This window comes from Paenibacillus gyeongsangnamensis (genome assembly GCF_027533625.1).
GTDB classification, from domain to species: domain Bacteria; phylum Bacillota; class Bacilli; order Paenibacillales; family NBRC-103111; genus Paenibacillus_G; species Paenibacillus_G gyeongsangnamensis.
This window is the reverse complement of record NZ_JAQAGZ010000012.1, coordinates 215,215-232,402: the sequence shown is the minus strand read 5'-3', so window position 1 is coordinate 232,402 and position 17,188 is coordinate 215,215. Positions and strand designations below refer to the sequence as shown.

Sequence of the window (17,188 nt, the reverse complement as noted above, 5' to 3'; positions counted from 1 at the left end):
GCTGCACAGCCTACGCTCCGCAAGCGAAGGTGCATTTTTCCCAAAAAAAAAGAGACCCTTCTCAGGATCCCACGGCATATGAACTGTTATTCGGAGAACGCAGCTGCTGATTGACCGCCGCTCTCAGCTCATCGATATCGAATGGTTTGGTGAAATGCATGATCGCTCCGAGGTCGGTAGCTTCTTTGATCATATCCAGCTCGCCGTAAGCGGTCATCATGATGACCTTGATCGAAGGATCGATGCTTTTGATATGCTTCAGGATATCGAGGCCGTCCATCCCGGGGATCTTCATGTCGAGCAGGACCAGATCGGGAGAAACGTTGCGGACGATTTCCAAAGCAAGCTTGCCGTTCGAGGCTTGATAGGTCTCGTAACCTTCACTGCTGAATACTTCCATGAGCAAAATGCGTATGCCGTTCTGATCATCGACAATAAGCAACTTCTTCTTCATTGAGGCATCCTCTCCGTTTCCGCTTCCATAATATCGGCCTTACCGACCCGACCCTCTTGTCTTTGTAAAGATATTCGATGCCAAAGGCGCGATTCCTGCTGCTTACGGAATAAAAAGTTGAAATGTTTTACAAATAATGAAGAAGTTTCAGGATCAGCCCGGTGAACCGCTTGCCGTTCTCCCTGCCCCTAGCCTAAACCAAACAGGCATTTCCTGCCGTTAGGAAATGCCTGCGCTTGGCGAGGCCGAGAGGCCTCGGGTTATTTGGACAACTGGTAAGCCGCTTTTACGAAATGCTTGAACAGCGGCTGCGGGCGGTTCGGGCGCGACGTAAATTCCGGATGGAATTGAACGGCCAGGAACCATGGGTGATCCGGGCATTCGATAATTTCCACCAAGCGTCCGTCCGGACTCGTACCGGAGATTTTGAGCCCCGCAGCTTCGATGCTGTCGCGGTATTCGTTGTTGAATTCATAGCGGTGACGATGGCGCTCATATACGAGCTCGTCGTTATAGCACTGCATCGCAAGCGAGCCTTCCTTCAGCTTGCAAGGGTAAAGACCGAGACGCATCGTCCCGCCCAGGTCTTCGATATCCTTCTGCTCCGGCAGCAGGTCGATGACCGGGAACGCCGTCGTCGGATTGATCTCCGAGCTGTTCGCGCCTTCGAGGCCGAGCACCGAGCGGGCGTATTCCACAACAGCCACCTGCATGCCGAGGCAGATGCCGAAGAACGGAATGCCCTTCTCGCGCGCGTAACGGATCGCAGAAACCTTACCCTCGATCCCGCGATCGCCGAAGCCGCCCGGCACGAGAATGCCCGATACGCCGGCGAGCAGCTGCCCGACGTTATGATCGTAGACTTCCTCCGCATTCACCCAGCGGATCTTCACTTCCGTATTGCAGTCGATGCCGGCATGACCGAGCGCTTCCACAATGCTAAGGTATGCGTCATGGAGAGCGACATATTTGCCCACAATGGCGATTTCGGTCGTATCCTTCGGCGCCTTCACGCGCTGAACCATGCTTTCCCATTCGGACATATCCGGCTGGTTCGTCGTCAGCTTCAAGTGGTTGACCACGATATCGTCGAGCCCTTGCTCGCGGAGCATCATCGGCACTTCATACAGCGTCTCGGCGTCAAGGCACTCCACCACGGCCTCCGGATCCACGTCGCAGAACTGCGCCAGCTTGCGCTTCATGTCTTCGGACAGCGGATGCTCGGTCCGGCAAACCACGACATGCGGCTGAATGCCGATGCTGCGGAGCTCTTTTACGCTATGCTGGGTCGGCTTCGTCTTCACTTCGCCTGCGGCCTTCAAATAAGGGATCAGGGTGACATGAATGTACATCACGTTCTCGCGGCCGATATCGCTCTTGATCTGCCGAATCGCTTCAAGGAACGGCAGACTCTCGATATCTCCGACCGTACCTCCGATTTCCGTGATTACGACATCGGAATGCGCCTCGCGCCCCGCACGGAATACCCGCTCCTTAATTTCGTTCGTAATATGAGGAATAACCTGTACCGTTCCGCCCAAATATTCGCCGCGGCGCTCCTTGGCAATGACGGACGAATAAATTTTGCCGGTCGTGACGTTGCTGTTCTTGGACAGATTAATATCGATAAAACGCTCGTAGTGCCCGAGGTCCAAATCCGTCTCGGCACCGTCGTCGGTTACGAACACTTCCCCATGCTGATACGGGCTCATCGTTCCCGGATCCACGTTGATATAAGGGTCGAACTTCTGGATCGTGACCTTCAGTCCCCGGTTCTTCAGGAGCCTTCCCAGCGATGCGGCCGTGATCCCTTTGCCCAGCGAGGAAACGACGCCCCCGGTCACGAATATATACTTTGTCATTATGTAATACCTCCCAAGTTTGACTTGCCGTCCGAATGTACCGGGCCCCAACGCTCGTGAAGCGCAAGGCACCATGGTTTGTTAAACGATATAATCCCCATGTTCATCTGCACACTATCCGTACCTGCCGCTAAAAAAAGAAAAAGTCCCCCGCGGCAACGGGGCACTTTATCCGAAGGACCTCTTCGGTCCGTACGTTCGATTCCAAAGCCCAGAAAATAGTTTACTCTGAACGGTCTAGGCTGTCAAGAGAAGCTTCAACCCTTTATTTGTCATCCTCGTCTTCGTCGTCCGCGCCTTCTTCGTCTTCCTCGAGGTCCTCATCGAGCTCTCCGTCTTCATCAAGCCCCTCTTCGTTGATCTCCTCTTCTTCGATCTCTTCCTCCTCGAAGAATTCGGCCTCTTCCTCCACCTCTTCCTCCGCATCGAACTCGTCGCGCGGCGAATCGAAGGAATCGTAATCTTCCTCCTCGGCGAAGCTATCCTCTTCCTCGGCGAACAGTTCGTCGTCGTCCAGGTCGTCGTCCTCGTCGTTGATAATGCGCGGGCGCTTGCCGCTACCTACGGCGTCTTCGGATTTCTCCACCGGATACCAGCGCTTGAGGCCCCAGAGGTTGGTGCCTACGCAGGCAAACCGGCCGTCGATATTGATCTCCGTATATAGTTGAGCGATGACCTGCATGACTTCATCGTCCGTAAGACCTTTAATCTTAGCGATTTCACTCATTAAATCCCGGTAATAGAACGGCGTATTCGCCGCTTTGAGCAACTCGAACGCGAGGTCCACCATCGGTATTTCCTTGGCTTGCTCGTCGCTGATCTTCAGTGTGTACTGAGCACTCATTTGGGGGCACATCCCTTCCGACGTAAATGATACGTTACCACAACTACAATATCCATTATCTTCATTTAGTAAACCTTATTTCATGTAAAAAAGCAACTGTCTATCCATGGGAATGTACAACTCCGGAGCCCGTCAAACAACTTATTTCTTCCGGATGCGGGCCATGCGCTCATACGGAAGGACACGGCCTTTCATACGATACACAAAGGTACTTCACGAACATCCCAAGCGACCGTTTGCCGCCGAAAGACCGGGTGCCGTCTGCCAAGCTTCACCGGCGCCGCATTCGCATGAGGAAACCCGGATCGCGCACGATTTTTTCATGATGGGGGGGAATCGATTGTGGATCCATCGACATTCGTGGAATGGCTGCATGAGGCAATGCAAGGATCCGACCGCGCCGATCGCCGCCATATTATCCGTTTTGGCACCGAGCGAGATTTTGCCCTATTCACGAGGCTGCTCGGAAAGGGAGGCCCTGCAATATCCCGCTCGGGCTTTTACCCGGTTCAGCCGCTCCACAACATCCGGGCGATCTCCGTACCGCTGCGTTCGCCCGCCAAGCTGGCTTCCCTGCCTTTCGTTCATTCGATCGAGCCGGATATCCGGATTCGCGTTCATCACGCCCTCCCCCGCAAACGTTCGGTAACGCAGAATGCCGGCATCGTCAAACAAGCTCCCCGCATTCCGTGGGGGATCAAGCATATCCGGGCTCCGCTGGCCTGGCGCAAGTCGCAGGGAGACCGCATCCGCATCGGCGTCATCGATACCGGAGCGGATTATTCGCATCCGGATCTTCGGCACTGCCTGTCCAGAGGGGTCAACGTGCTGAACCGCCAGCTGCTGCCGATCGACGACAATGGGCACGGCACCCACATCGCGGGCACCATCGCCGCCTTCACGCTGCAGAAGGGCATTATCGGCGTTGCCCCCCAGGCGATCATCCATCCCGTCAAGGCGTTCGACCATCAAGGCGGGGCGTTCGTCTCCGATATTATCAGCGGCATCGATTGGTGCGTCCGCAACGGAGTGGACATCATCAACATGAGCTTCGGCATGAAAACCTACAGTAAGGCGCTTGAGGATGCCGTTTTAAACGCTTACCGGGAAGGCGTCATTATCGTAGCTTCCTCCGGCAACGAAGGCAAGCAAGCCGATGTAGACTATCCCGCCCGCTTCAAACAAGTCATTGCCGTCGGTGCGACCACCCGCAAGGGACGCATCGCCCCCTTCAGCAATTCCGGCAAAAAAATCGATATCTATGCGCCCGGCGAGAAAATCGTATCCACCTGGCTGCGGGGCCAGTACCATGAGCTCAGCGGCACGTCGATGGCCACCTCGCATGTCAGCGGAGTCATCGCGCTGATGCTGGCCCGGCGGCCGGACCTCCGCCCCCGGCAGGTCAAAACCATTCTCAGCCGCCACGCGCGCATGATCCTGAAGCCGGGCAAGCGGATGGGCGGCGCGAAAGAAATTCATGCCCTGAGAGCCGTCTCGGCCGTCATGGCCAAGTCTTAATAAGGACACTCCGCTTTCAGTATGTTGCGGAAGCGGCCGGCAGGTTGTCCACCCACCGTCAGCCGGTAGTTCCACCGCACCGTTAACGCCACCTTCTCCGCCGTCCAATCGCCGCTCACTTCCACGGATTCGGTCTGCGTTTCCAGCTCCAGCCGGCCCTGCGGAACATTCAAGTAACCGATATGCTTCCTGCCGGGATCGAAGGTCTGTTCCGTCTTCACATCCCCGTGCCTGACCACACGCAGCTGGCCGGGCTCCACCCGGATCGTGGTGATGGTCCTCCCCATCTTGGCGTCCTCCGGCTCCGCATAACGAAGATAATATTGCCGGCCCTTAGGGAACATCTCCCCTTCCGCCTGCTGTTTGACATAGCCGTTGTCTCCGTCGCTTTCAATCGTGACAAGCACTTTCCGGTTGCCTCCATCCAAGCCGCCGCTCTGCGTCATGCCGTTCCTCCTCCATGAAGTCCATCTTTCATATGGAAATCATTATAGCATATCGGCTGCATAACAAAATCGGCCCCATGCTCCATGAGGCCGATCGCCGTTTTCCTAGATTCGAATAATGGCTGCGCCGTTCGGCTCCAGCTTAAGCACGTCCTGCACCTTAACGCCGCGGATTAGCTCCGGGTGCTCGCCCGCGGGCAGACGAATCTCCGCCGTTTCCTGCAGATGGTTCAGCACAAAGACGTACCTATTGCCATCCTTCGCCCGGACCGTCACTTCGACGCCCGGCGGCGCCTGAAGCGGCGCTTTGAGTCCGACTTCTTCCGCAATCGAACCCAGAAGCCTTGCCGTGAACGCTTCCTCCGGCTGCGTTCCCACATAATAGGCGCAGCCTTGACCGAACCGGTGACGCGTAACGGCGGGCGATCCCGCGAAGAAGTCGCCGGTAAACGACGCCAGCGCTTCCGCCCCTTCCAGACGAATGACATCGGCCCACAGATCGCAGCGGTAGACGCCGCCCGCTCCGCTGTTCTCTGCTGCGGTTAGGCCGTTCGTTTGCCCGGGGAGCATCGGATCGAACTCCTCGACGGTCAGGCCTAGGAGAGAACGGAACGGCGCAGGGTAGCCGCCCAGGTGTATGCGGTCGTTCTCGTCCACGATGCCGCTGAAGAAGGTAAGCAGCAGGGTGCCGCCCTGACGTACATACGTTTCCAGATTGTCGGCTTCGCCGGGCTTCACCATATACAGCGCCGGCGCAATGACCAGCTTGTACTTGCTGAGATCGGCTGAAGGCGGTACAAAATCAACGCCGATATTCGCCTCGAACAGCGGTTTATAATACTGCTTCACTTGCTCGATGTAATGCACGTCACGGCTAGGCTTCGAGTCCAGCTCGAGCGCCCACCAGTTGTGCCAGTCGAAGACGATGGCCGCCTCCGCTTCCACCCGGGAATCCACGATGGCGTCCAGCCGCTTCAGCTCATTCCCGAGCTGCCGTACCTCGCGGTAAACCCGGCTGTTCTCGTCGCCCGTATGCGAGACCATGGCGCCATGGAATTTCTCTGCGCCGGCCCGCGATTGACGCCACTGGAAGAACATGACGCCGTCGCCTCCGCGCGCCACGGCCTGATAGCTCCAGAGCCGCATGATACCCGGACGCTTCACCGGATTCTGCAGGCGCCAGTTCACTTGGCTCGTCACCTGCTCCATAAGAATAAAAGGGTCTCCGCCCTTCAGGCTACGCATCAGGTCGTGCTGCATCGCGGCAAGCACCGGAATGCCCGCGGTCGGCTCCGGATAGCTGTCCCACGTGACGACGTCCATATGCTTCGCCCATTCAAATTCGTCAAGGGGCTTGAACGCTCCCATCAGGTTCGTCATGATCGGAAGGTTCGGCGTAATCTCCCTAAGAACACGGTACTCTCCAAGATAAGCATCCAGCAGGCTGTCCGACATGAAGCGCGAATAATCCAGCTGCTGGCCGGGGTTGGCGTAAGTCGGCGTCTTGCCCGGGAGCCCGATCTCGGACCAGTCGTAATATTTCTGGCTCCAGAAGTTCGTACCCCAGCGGCTGTTCAGCTCCTCAATGGTGCCGTACCGGCGCTGGAGCCATTCGCGGAATTTCTCCGTGCAGGCCTCACAGTAGCAGCGGGAAATATGGCAGCCATACTCATTGTTGATATGCCACATCGCAAGCGCGGGGTGGTCCTTGTAGCGCTCCGCGAGCTTGCGGACAAGCGCCTGGCCGTACTCGCGGAAGGCGGCGCTGTTCGGGCAGTAATGCTGCCGGGAGCCCTGCATGTAGCGGGCGCCGTTCTCATCGACCGGCAGCGACTCAGGGTGCAGCTTGGCCAGCCAAGCCGGCGGCGAAGCGGTTGCGGTCGCGAGGTCGGCATAAATGCCGTTCTCGGCGAGCAGGTCCATGAGACGGTCCATCCAGGCAAAATCATACGCTTCCGGACTCGGCTGCAGGAGCGACCAGCTGAAGATGCCGACGCTGACAATGTTTACACCCGCTTGCTTCATGAGGCGCATATCCTCGTGCCATACTTCCTCCGGCCACTGTTCGGGGTTATAGTCGCCTCCGTAGAACAGATGCGGCAGCTTGACGTTTTTGCTTACGGCCATTCGATACATCCTCCTCGATTTGCATGTTTCTAGGAGTAGGATAAGGGAAGGGTGCGTACATTTTCAATCCGAGCTTTTTCTTGTTAATATAAGAATATGAAGATCAAGCCGGAGGATCTGGCGATGAATAAGAACATCTTTAGGGTCATTACCGAGATGGACCGCCGACTCCCCGTTTATTTAACAAGTGCGGGAGGCTGGCTCAATCAGGAGCCGATGGACCGGGAAACGGGTTTTCCCGACTACCAGTGGATTCAAACCCTGGACGGGGCGGGCCGCCTGGAGGCCGGGGGGCGGGAATATACGATGGCCAGAGGCCAAGGCATGCTGCTTTACCCCGACGAGCGCCACCGGTACTACCCGGTCCAGGAGCCTTGGACGGTTCGCTGGGTCGCTTTTAACGGGACTCATGTAAGGGAATGGCTGCGTTCGATGCAGCTGGAGGGCTCCTCCTCCCTTTATTTGGCCAATCCGGATACCGTTCTGAACAAAATGCATGCTCTCCAATCGCTGTTGGACAGCAAAGATCCCGCCGGCGCGGTGGAATGCTCGTCCCTGCTGTACCAGCTTCTGCTCGACCTGTTCCTGTATGCGTCCCGGGCGGAGGTACGGTCGAAGCAGCAGCATTATGAGCAGCTCGCGCCGGTTTTCTCCTATATCGCCTCGCATTACGCCGGGCCCGTGTCGCTGCAGGATTTGGCCGGCCAGCTTCAGGTGACCCCGCAGCATACTTGCCTGTTATTCCAACAGACGGTGGGCATGCGCCCGATTGCTTATTTGACGAGATACCGGCTTCGCAAAGCGAAGGAGCTGCTGCTGGAGGACGCGGAGCTGGAGGTGCGGGACATTGCCCGCCGCGTAGGCTACGAGGACAGCAGCTATTTCATCAAGCTGTTCAAGCAGCAGGAGGGACTGACGCCGAGCAGCTTCCGAAAAATACACCGGTTGCGATAGATTCGGCTGCGGGCGGGACAGGAGCGGAGGTCAAGGAGCCATATGACATCAGGCAGAATCGAAACAAGCGAGGAGCTGACGCGGAGAGCTTTCCTCAAAAAGGCCGGGCTCGCGGCAGTTGCGGCTGCCGGCGCAGCCGCCGCGGGAGGCGGCTACGCTCGGTGGGTCGAGCCCCGCTGGCTGGAGCTGACGCAGGTCACCGTCCATATGGCGCGGCTCCCTCTGGCGATGGACGGCGCGAGGGTCGTGCAGTTCAGCGATCTGCATCTCGGCTTCCACTACGATGCGGCCGATTTGCTGAAGCTGACGCGGGTGATTAATTCGCTCCGGCCCGATGCGCTCTGCTTCACAGGCGATCTGGTGGATTACAGCGTGGGCCCGGACGGAACGGCCGCCGCGGAAGCGCTCGGGGCGATGCAGGCAAGGCTCGGTAAATTCGCTGTCCTCGGCAACCACGATTATTACGGGAAAGCCGGCGAGGTGGCGGAGCTGCTCGGGAAGGGCGGGTTCCGCGTGCTGCGCAACGAGTCCGCCCGTCTGGAATACGGCGGCAGCCGTGTCTGGCTGGCCGGCGTGGAGGACCAATGGGAGGGGAAGCCCGACCTGAAGCAGGCGCTTAAAGCGGTACCCCGGGAAGACTGCACGGTACTGCTGTCGCACTGCCCGGATTATGCCGACATCGCGGCGGAGCATTCCGTCGATCTGCAGCTGTCTGGCCACAGCCACGGCGGGCAGGTGAGAGTGCCGTTCTACGGCCACGTATTTACTCCGCTGTATGCCCGGAAGTATGTGATGGGCTTGTACGATCTCGGCGGCCGGCTGCAGCTGTACGTGAACCGGGGCATCGGCGTGTCCATACACCCGATCCGCTTCTGGTGCCGGCCGGAGCTGACCGTATTCACACTGAAGCGGAAGCGATAGAAGCCCGCTGCTTCATTGCCGGACTTCTAGGTCTGCGCGCCTCAAGACTCCGAAGTCTCTCCTTCACCGTTTTCCCGAACTCCCTTCTTGCCCCCTTTCAAACAAAAAAGCCGACCCTCCCCCGGAAATCGGGAACAGGATCGACTAATTTTCGTTCAGCTTACTTCACAAGGCCAAGAAGAATTTCGCGCATCAGCTTGCTGGCGACGATCTGCGTTTGCTCCGTCGGATCGTAAGCCGGGGCCACTTCCACGATATCGGCTCCGACGAAGTTCAGCTCGGATGCGGCCATCGCGTGAATGGCGGCCAACAGCTCCTTCGACGTGATGCCGCCCGCTTCCGCGGTGCCGGTACCCGGCGCGCAGGAAGGATCAAGCACGTCGATGTCGATCGTAAGGTAAACCGGACGTCCGGCAAGCTCCGGCAGCACCTTCTTCAAAGGCTCCAACACGTCGAACGGATAGAAATTGATGTTCTCGCGCCCGAATTGGAACTCCTCGCGGGAGCCCGAACGGATGCCGAACTGGTAAATGTTCTTGCCGCCCATCAGCGTCGCCGCCTTACGGACCGGCGTGGAATGGGAGAGCGGCTCCCCTTCGTACTGCTCACGCAGGTCGGCGTGCGCATCGATATGAATCAGCGCAAGATCAGGGTACTTCGCGTACACCTGCTGAATGACCGGCCAGGAGACGAGATGCTCGCCGCCGAGTCCGAACGGGAATTTGCCGTCGCCCAGCAGGCCCTTCACATACTCGCCGATCACCTCGAGGCTTCGTCCGGCATTGCCGAACGGCAGGAGCAGGTCGCCCGCGTCGAAGTAGGTGATGTCTTCCAGGCTTTTATCGAGATAAGGGCTGTACTCCTCCAGGCCGATCGACACTTCGCGAATCCGCGCAGGACCGAACCGGGAGCCCGGACGGAAGCTGACGGTATAGTCCATCGGCATGCCGTAAATGACGGCGCGCGACGCCGCGTAATCGTCGGAGCTCAGGATGAAGACGTTGCCGGAATATTTTTGATCGAGTTTCATGAAAGTTGGTCTCCTCGGGCCCGCTTACTTCGTCAGGTCTTCCACGAATTTCGGAAGCACGAATGCGGCTTTGTGCAGCCGCGGCGAGTAGTATTTGGTGTCGATCTCAGGGATCTTGGTCTCGTCGACCGCCAGCGGGTCATGCTTTTTGGAGCCCATGGTGAACGTCCACAGTCCGCTTGGATAAGTAGGAATGTTCGCGCAGTACACCCGTACGATCGGGAAAATCTCCTTCACGTCGCGGTTTACATTCTGGATCAGATCCGCCTTGAACCAAGGGTTGTCCGTTTGCGCCACGAAAATGCCGTCTTCCTTCAGCGCATCGTAGATGCCTTTATAGAAGCCTTGGGTAAACAGGTTCACCGCCGGGCCTACCGGCTCCGTGGAGTCGACCATAATGACGTCATATGTATTCTTATGGTCATGAATGTGCATGTAACCGTCGTTCACGATCACTTCCACGCGCGGGTTGTCGAGCTCGCCTGCGATGGAAGGCAGGAACTTCTTGGAGTATTCGATCACCTTGCCGTCGATATCGACGAGGACCGCCTTCTCCACTTCCGGATGCTTCATGACTTCGCGGATCACGCCGCCGTCGCCGCCGCCGACTACGAGCACATGCTTCGGATTCGGGTGCGTATACAGCGCCGGATGCGCCACCATTTCATGGTAAACGAACTCGTCCTTCACCGTCGTCATGACCATGCCGTCCAGAACGAGCATCGTGCCCCATTCCTCGGTCTCGATCATCGCCAGATCTTGAAAGTCCGTTTGCTCTCTTACATGCGTTTCGCGAATTTTCGCGGTAATCCCAAAGTTATCGGTTTGCTTCTCCGTATACCACAAGTCCATTGTATTTGATCACCTTTCTTCACGCGGGTTCCGGATGCTTATCCGGACGCGCTTATTTGGTACTTTCGGCCGCAGGTTTCGCGTCAAATTGTATTATAGTGTATCTCCCTGAAAATGCAAATAAAAACAGGCCGCGCCCTGCCGTTTTCAAAAAAAATTAACGTTTGGCGGGGGCCGGGGTGAATAGGGGCTTCTATCTTTTTCCATAATGGATAAGGAGAGCACTTTATTCTATTCATCCGGTCAAAAAAAGGGGGCGCAGCGCATGTCCGACGCACGGAAAAGATCGGCCGAAGAACCCGTCCATCCCGCGGTCCGCTGGGCCCGCCGGATCAAGAAAGGCTTCAGCTTCGCCTTCACCAGCCTGATTCTGCTGTCCGCCGTCACGATCGTAATGCTTCTCTTCATGCGTTCGCAGACGCTGCCGGTCTCCAAAATGACGGAGGCTTCCGAAATCTACGACATCCACGGCGACCTGATCGAGACGTACGGCAGCGTCAAAAACCGCCAGCCGGTCGCGCTGAAGGATATTTCCCCGATGCTGGTTGAAGCGACCTTGGCGGTAGAGGACCGTAACTTCTATAACCATTACGGCTTCGATCCCAAAGCGATCGCCCGGGCGGCCTGGGTGAATCTGCAGCATTTCTCCAAGGTGCAGGGCGGCGGCACGATTACGCAGCAGCTCGCGCGCAACCTGTATTTGTCCCATGACCGGACCTGGACGCGCAAGCTCCAGGAAACGTACTATGCCGTCGAGATGGAGCTGCAGCAAAGCAAGGATCAAATTCTGGAGCAATATTTGAACCAAATTTATTATGGCCACTCGACCTACGGGATCGAGGCGGCTTCCAAGCTGTTTTTCGGGAAAGACGCAAGCGACCTGACGCTGGCGGAAAGCGCCCTGCTCGCCGGCATCCCGAAGGGACCCCGCTTTTATTCGCCGTACTATGACATGAAGAATGCGCTTGCCCGTCAAAAGACCGTGCTTCAAACGATGGTCGACGCCGGCTACATCAAGCAGCAGCAGGCGGATGAGGCTGGTCGCGAGAAGCTGAACATTCTTCCGCTGGAGAGCAAGAAGGCCGCCCCGGCGCCGTACTTCCGCGATTACGTGCGGGGCAAAGCGATCGAGCTGCTCGGTATCGAGGAGGACCAGTTCGAGGAGAGCGGCCTGCGCATCTATACGACGCTTGACCTGAATGCGCAGAAGGTTGCGGAGGATACGATCAAGGAGCAGCTAAAGGATACGCCGGACATTCAGGCGGCGCTTGTGGCGATCGACCCGCGCAGCGGCTATGTCAAGGCGATGGTCGGCGGACGCGACTACTCGCAGAACCAGTACAACCGCGTATTCGCGACGACGCGCCAGCCGGGGTCCTCCTTCAAACCGATCGTTTATTTGACGGCGCTCAAGGAGAAGCAGTTCACCCCGCTCACCAAGTTCAAGAGCGAGCCGACGACCTTCACCTACGATAAAGGACGTCAAAGCTATACGCCGAGCAATTTCGGCAACATCTTCTACGACTGGATCGATATGCGGACGGCGATTTCCAAGTCGGACAATATCTACGCGGTGAATTCGATCATGGAAGTCGGACCGGAGCGCGTCATCGAGATGGCCCGCCATATGGGCATTACGAGCCCGATGCAGCCGGTGCCTTCCCTGGCGCTCGGTACGTTCCCGGTCAGCCCGTACGAGATGGCGTCCGCGTTCGGCACGATTGCCAATCAGGGTGTGCGCGTGGAGCCGACCTCCATCGTGCGGATCGAAGACCGCCGCGGCCGCATGCTGTACTCCGCTCAGCCGAGGACGGTGACTGTGATCGAGCCATCCTATACCTACGTGCTGACGCAGCTGATGGAGAGCGTCTTCGATCTGGGAGGCACGGGCAACCGCGTATCCGCCACGCTGAAGCGTCCGGTAGCCGGAAAGACGGGCACGACGGATACGGACGCCTGGCTCGTCGGGTATACGCCGGAGCTGTCGACCGCTGTGTGGGTCGGCTACGACAAGGGCCGTCAGGTCAATTCGGTGGAGTCCCACTTGGCCGCGCCGATCTTCGCCGAATTCACGGAGAAGACGCTGGAATCGGTCCCTCCGAAGCTGTTCCCGATTCCGGACGACGTCGTGAACGTGTATATCGACCCGGCTACCGGCAAGCTCGCGAACGACGGCTGCCCGAACTCGCGCATGGAAGCGTTCATTGCGGGGACTGAGCCGACCGAATACTGCACGCCGCAGCCGGCGAAGGAATCGGTCAAGCCGGGCAAAGGAAAGCCGAACGGCTCGTGGTTGGAGGATTTGAAGCGTTGGTGGAGCAGCTAGAATGAGGCTTTTCTTGAAGCGTCTTTCGACTTAAGACGAATAAACGCCGTGACGCGTACTGCGTTCACGGCGTTGTCATTTTTACCCCCCGGACATCCTGGGAAAGAAGCTCCTTATCAGCTTATATCGGGATAGTCTATTATGGGGCTGCTCTAACCTTTTACCATTTCATAGGGTGCTGAGATTTACAACTTCCTTGATATGCAGATGTCGTTCCCGGCTCAGGTCTACATAATCCGAGTCGATCTGCACCAATGCATTGGCGTCATCGTACGGGTGGATATAAACCACCTTTCCCTGTCTTCCATCCGTAAGGATCACTTCACTGCCCACCAGCTGGCGGGTCATATTGTTCATGAACAGGGATACGATGTTCGGATCGAATGCGCCGAAGGTGCCTCCCCGCATCTGGCTCATGATCTGGTGGAACGCTATCGGTTCACGATAAGGCCTGCTCGAGGACATCGCGTGAAAGGTATCGGCAACGGCTACAATCTTGCTGAGGAGATCGATCTTGTCGCTCTTCAGCTTCAGCGGATAGCCGCTCCCATCCTCGCGTTCATGATGCTGAAGCGCCACAAGTGCCACCCGGTGCTGAAGCCCCACTGTTTCCCTCAGCATTTCATAGCCGAGAATCGTATGCTTCTGCATCAGCTTGAACTCTTCTTCCGTCAGCTTGCCCGGCTTGTTCAGAATCTCATCCGGAACCTTGATCATCCCTATATCATGTAGCGTGGCCGCCAGCGTCAAGCAAGTCAGGTCGGCTTCGTTCAGCCCCATCCATTTGCCAATCAGCGTGGAAATGATTCCGACGCCGATATGATGCTGATGGATATAGTCGTCCTTCGCCTTTACGGCCTCGAGCAGCTCAAATAATTCCGAATGCTCGGCCGCCTGCTTTACTAGCGGAGTAATCTCCTGACGGATTTCCAGCAGCGGAATTTTACCGGTTTTGCGAATCGACTGGAACAGCTCCTTCGTATGTCCGACCGTCTTATCGACCAAATCGCTGCAGGCGGCCGTCTTGACAGGAGTCTCCTTGGAGACCGATATTGCAAACGGATTCACGCGATGGCGCAGCAAAAGCTCCAGATGCTCCTGCTCGATAACCGTTTCCGCCGGAACGATGACCAGCCCGGCATCGTTACTGACATCATATTTTACCTTCTGACCCAATAGTTCTTTCATCAGGGTTCCGCTCCCTCCACCGTTTACCATGTCGAAGTACCATTATGCAGGACCGTCGTCCGATCTGAGCACCGGACTTTCTGTCCTAAGGAGCATATCAATTCTATATTATAGGCCCAAAATAGGCCGTTAACGAATCACCCAAAAGAACTATTTCTTCCTTAATTTCATCAATTTTCTGTAAAATGGTCCACGGATTTCGGGATTGCCTCCAGAGTAGCTCAGATTTAGTATAATAGTAACCAGCAAAAGGAGGGGCTGCTCATCGCAACGCGCAAAGCTCCTTATGTCGGTTTGGTTTGCTATCCTATCGTGATCGTGCTCGATTCCTTCATAATCGTAAGCACCCCTTATACCTTCGTCAGGGTGCTCAACCTCATTGTGGTGATCGTCGTATCCACGATTTTGGGGGCTTTCCTGAGAGAGTTGAGCTTGCAAAGGGGAACAAGCAAGAAAAAGCCTTTATTCCGGGAGGAGGAATAAGACCATTGATTAGACTCGAACCTTTTACTGCAGCCGATTTCGACGAACTCATCGCCTGGTCGGGGGACGCCGCCTTCCTGCTTCAATGGGCCGGACCATCCTTCCGCCACCCGCTGACCGAGGACCAGCTGGCTCTTTATATGAAAGGATCAGGCGACCCGCAAACCTCGGATAGGCTGATTTATAAGGTTGTTCTGGAGAGGACCGGACGGTCTGTCGGGCATATCTCCCTAGGCTCCATCGACCGCGATAACCGTTCCGGGCGGGTCGGCAAGGTGCTGCTGGGAGACGCTTCCGTCCGCGGGCAGGGCATCGGCGAGCTGATGATGAGAGCGATTGTACGCATCGGCTTCGAGGAATTGAACCTCCACCGCATCAGCTTGGGCGTATTCGATTTCAACCGTTCGGCTATCGCCTGCTATGAGAAGGCGGGCTTCCGGCAGGAGGGCGTGCTGCGTGATGCCAGGCGGTTCGGAGACACCTTCTGGAATTTGGTGGAGATGAGCATACTGAAGCCGGAGTGGAGCGGCAAAGCCTCCGAGGGAACGGCGCAAGGCTGAGAAGACGCTATCATGCACAAAAGGGCAGACCCGGAGGTCTGCCCTTTTGCTGTCCTAGTATATGATGCATATACTGTCGTATAGTATACATGGTTCTATCAGGTCGTACAACGAAATTCACATAATGTACAAAATATTTCAGCCGAGCGCTTCCTTCAATTCATGCTCCGAACGCTCCCACATTCCCGCATCCGTATCGATCAGCAACCGTTTAAGCAGCGCTTTCTCGCGAGGCCCCAAATTATCCACCATGATTCGGCGTTTGAGCGCGTAATCCATCCGGTTCACGTGATCGGCAAGGATTTTCCAGCCTTTCTTCGCTTCCGGATCGACGAGCATCTCGCAGGAGGTGACGCCGGCGTAATATTTGCCCTCCTCCTTGAAATCGACCGCTACCCAAACGATCCAGCAAGTCCGGCCGTTCGGCACCTCGTCTTTATTCACGGAGAATTTGATTCCCTTCTCCACCCGGCTCTTCGCGTGCAGCGCCCCGAGGTCGAGATAGGCCTCGTCTCCATCCAGAATGATGCTGGACAGCTGGCTGAGGTCAATCGCTCCCTGGCCGAAGCCCTTATGCTTCGTTTCCTTCTTATTGACAATGCTGAACGTCGGAAGCTTCTTCCCTGCCGCGCCTTCCGCCGGTTGCTGCGGGGTTTGATCTTTTATATCCATAGGACACCATCCTGTTCTATTCGCTGTATAGCCGAAGTAATGGAAATAAGCATACTTCTTCTATTGTAGCGAAAAGTGCCGGGTCATTTCCAGTGGACCGATGAAATTTTTCGCAAGACGTTCACATCCAGATCCGAGAGCATAAGCGGGTCGGTATCCTATTTTGTATGAATATGGTATTATTGCATTTGGACTGTATGATGAATACACCGCCCGAAGCCGGCCTGGATTGCATTCATTCCCGAATAAGCGATCTGCAAAACGCACGAACAAAATTCGTATGGCGGCGGACGCAGCCTCATACCTGACTTATTAAGGAGTAGTTGACATTGACCGAGAAATGGGTAGAACGCATTGACGCCGTTTTTTTGCCGGTGCATGACCTGGAAGAATCGCTTGCGTGGTATATGGATATTTTCGGCTTCCCGCTTCGCTGGAGGAACAGCCGGATGGCGGGCTTGTCGATCGCGCCGAACTGCGGGTTTCATTTGGTAAAGGTGGAGGATTATGTGCCGCTGAAAGGGTACACTCCCCTGAACTTCGTCGTAAAGGATGTAGCCGCCGCACGGGAAAAGCTCCTAGAACGCCGAGTGACCGTATCGGAGATCCGGGAGGATGACACTCCTGTGCGGTTTGATTTCATCGATCCGAGCGGCAACGCGATCAGCGTCATTCGCGGGTAAGTTGAGGGACGTTTACACCCGTACCGCGCAGGCTGACCGACCGAACCCCTTCGGCCCCTATCCAGTCGTATATCCATTTGCCGCAGATGCGGAGCAGTGATCCGAAGTATGGAGTTGACGAACGACCGGATCAATTCGGCTCAGACCAGGATAAACGGCTACGCCGTGCTTATCTTACAAGGACCAGCGCGTTTACCAAGGTTGATGCGAAGCTATAAGCTACGAAAACTTATAAATTCTTATCAACCCAGGATAAACGGCTACGCCG

The 17,188-nt window shown here is 56.5% G+C and carries 15 protein-coding genes; 6 read left to right on the top strand and 9 right to left on the bottom strand.

What is annotated here, in order from left to right; translation table 11 throughout:
- Positions 1–61: 61 nt before the first annotated feature.
- From O9H85_RS19630 to rpoE, 3 genes are all read right to left on the bottom strand, one after another.
- Positions 62–454, bottom strand: a complete 393-nt coding sequence (locus O9H85_RS19630) for a response regulator (protein WP_269883110.1) — start codon at positions 452–454, stop codon at positions 62–64.
- 260 nt (positions 455–714) lie between these two features.
- The gene (locus tag O9H85_RS19625; RefSeq protein WP_269883109.1) at positions 715–2,316 is read right to left on the bottom strand and encodes a CTP synthase; all 1,602 of its coding nucleotides are present in this window, start codon (positions 2,314–2,316) and stop codon (positions 715–717) included.
- A gap of 265 nt (positions 2,317–2,581) precedes the next feature.
- A complete protein-coding gene (gene rpoE, locus O9H85_RS19620; RefSeq protein WP_269883108.1) occupies positions 2,582–3,160 on the bottom strand; it encodes a DNA-directed RNA polymerase subunit delta in 579 nt (192 codons plus the stop codon).
- A gap of 342 nt (positions 3,161–3,502) precedes the next feature.
- Between rpoE and O9H85_RS19615 the strand changes: the two genes are divergently transcribed.
- Positions 3,503–4,678, top strand: a complete 1,176-nt coding sequence (locus tag O9H85_RS19615) for a S8 family peptidase (RefSeq protein WP_409348170.1) — start codon at positions 3,503–3,505, stop codon at positions 4,676–4,678.
- Here the strand turns inward: O9H85_RS19615 and O9H85_RS19610 are convergent.
- Together O9H85_RS19610 and O9H85_RS19605 are read right to left on the bottom strand one after the other, a co-directional pair.
- A complete protein-coding gene (locus O9H85_RS19610) occupies positions 4,675–5,124 on the bottom strand; it encodes a YwiB family protein (protein ID WP_269883107.1) in 450 nt (149 codons plus the stop codon). The two genes, O9H85_RS19615 and O9H85_RS19610, sit on opposite strands and share 4 nt — an antisense overlap.
- Before the next feature lie 105 nt (positions 5,125–5,229).
- The gene (locus O9H85_RS19605; protein ID WP_269883106.1) at positions 5,230–7,251 is read right to left on the bottom strand and encodes a beta-galactosidase; all 2,022 of its coding nucleotides are present in this window, start codon (positions 7,249–7,251) and stop codon (positions 5,230–5,232) included.
- Between the two features lie 123 nt (positions 7,252–7,374).
- Between O9H85_RS19605 and O9H85_RS19600 the strand changes: the two genes are divergently transcribed.
- Together O9H85_RS19600 and O9H85_RS19595 are read left to right on the top strand one after the other, a co-directional pair.
- The gene (locus O9H85_RS19600) at positions 7,375–8,205 is read left to right on the top strand and encodes an AraC family transcriptional regulator (RefSeq protein ID WP_269883105.1); all 831 of its coding nucleotides are present in this window, start codon (positions 7,375–7,377) and stop codon (positions 8,203–8,205) included.
- Between the two features lie 42 nt (positions 8,206–8,247).
- The gene (locus tag O9H85_RS19595) at positions 8,248–9,126 is read left to right on the top strand and encodes a metallophosphoesterase (protein WP_269883104.1); all 879 of its coding nucleotides are present in this window, start codon (positions 8,248–8,250) and stop codon (positions 9,124–9,126) included.
- Positions 9,127–9,286: 160 nt separating this feature from the next.
- On the opposite strand, the gene speB is transcribed toward O9H85_RS19595, so the two are convergent.
- On the bottom strand, positions 9,287–10,156 hold the full coding sequence (gene speB, locus O9H85_RS19590; protein WP_269883103.1) for an agmatinase: 870 nt from the start codon (positions 10,154–10,156) through the stop codon (positions 9,287–9,289).
- A 24-nt stretch (positions 10,157–10,180) separates the two neighbouring features.
- A complete protein-coding gene (gene speE, locus O9H85_RS19585) occupies positions 10,181–11,008 on the bottom strand; it encodes a polyamine aminopropyltransferase (RefSeq protein WP_269883102.1) in 828 nt (275 codons plus the stop codon).
- A gap of 265 nt (positions 11,009–11,273) precedes the next feature.
- Between speE and O9H85_RS19580 the strand changes: the two genes are divergently transcribed.
- Complete coding sequence (locus O9H85_RS19580) at positions 11,274–13,334, top strand: transglycosylase domain-containing protein (RefSeq protein ID WP_269883101.1); 2,061 nt, start codon at positions 11,274–11,276, stop codon at positions 13,332–13,334.
- Positions 13,335–13,502: 168 nt separating this feature from the next.
- Here O9H85_RS19580 and O9H85_RS19575 read toward each other — a convergent pair whose 3' ends face one another.
- Positions 13,503–14,522 (bottom strand): HD-GYP domain-containing protein, encoded by a 1,020-nt coding sequence (locus O9H85_RS19575; RefSeq protein WP_269883100.1) that lies wholly within the window; start codon positions 14,520–14,522, stop codon positions 13,503–13,505.
- A 488-nt stretch (positions 14,523–15,010) separates the two neighbouring features.
- Here O9H85_RS19575 and O9H85_RS19570 point away from each other — a divergent pair, with 488 nt between their 5' ends.
- Positions 15,011–15,565: a GNAT family N-acetyltransferase gene (locus O9H85_RS19570; RefSeq protein ID WP_269883099.1), complete on the top strand. Its 555-nt coding sequence runs from the start codon at positions 15,011–15,013 to the stop codon at positions 15,563–15,565.
- 138 nt (positions 15,566–15,703) lie between these two features.
- Here the strand turns inward: O9H85_RS19570 and O9H85_RS19565 are convergent, their stop codons facing one another.
- On the bottom strand, positions 15,704–16,237 hold the full coding sequence (locus O9H85_RS19565) for a YwhD family protein (RefSeq protein WP_269883098.1): 534 nt from the start codon (positions 16,235–16,237) through the stop codon (positions 15,704–15,706).
- A gap of 329 nt (positions 16,238–16,566) precedes the next feature.
- Here O9H85_RS19565 and O9H85_RS19560 point away from each other — a divergent pair, with 329 nt between their 5' ends.
- Positions 16,567–16,920: a VOC family protein gene (locus O9H85_RS19560; protein ID WP_269883097.1), complete on the top strand. Its 354-nt coding sequence runs from the start codon at positions 16,567–16,569 to the stop codon at positions 16,918–16,920.
- Positions 16,921–17,188 lie beyond the last annotated feature (268 nt).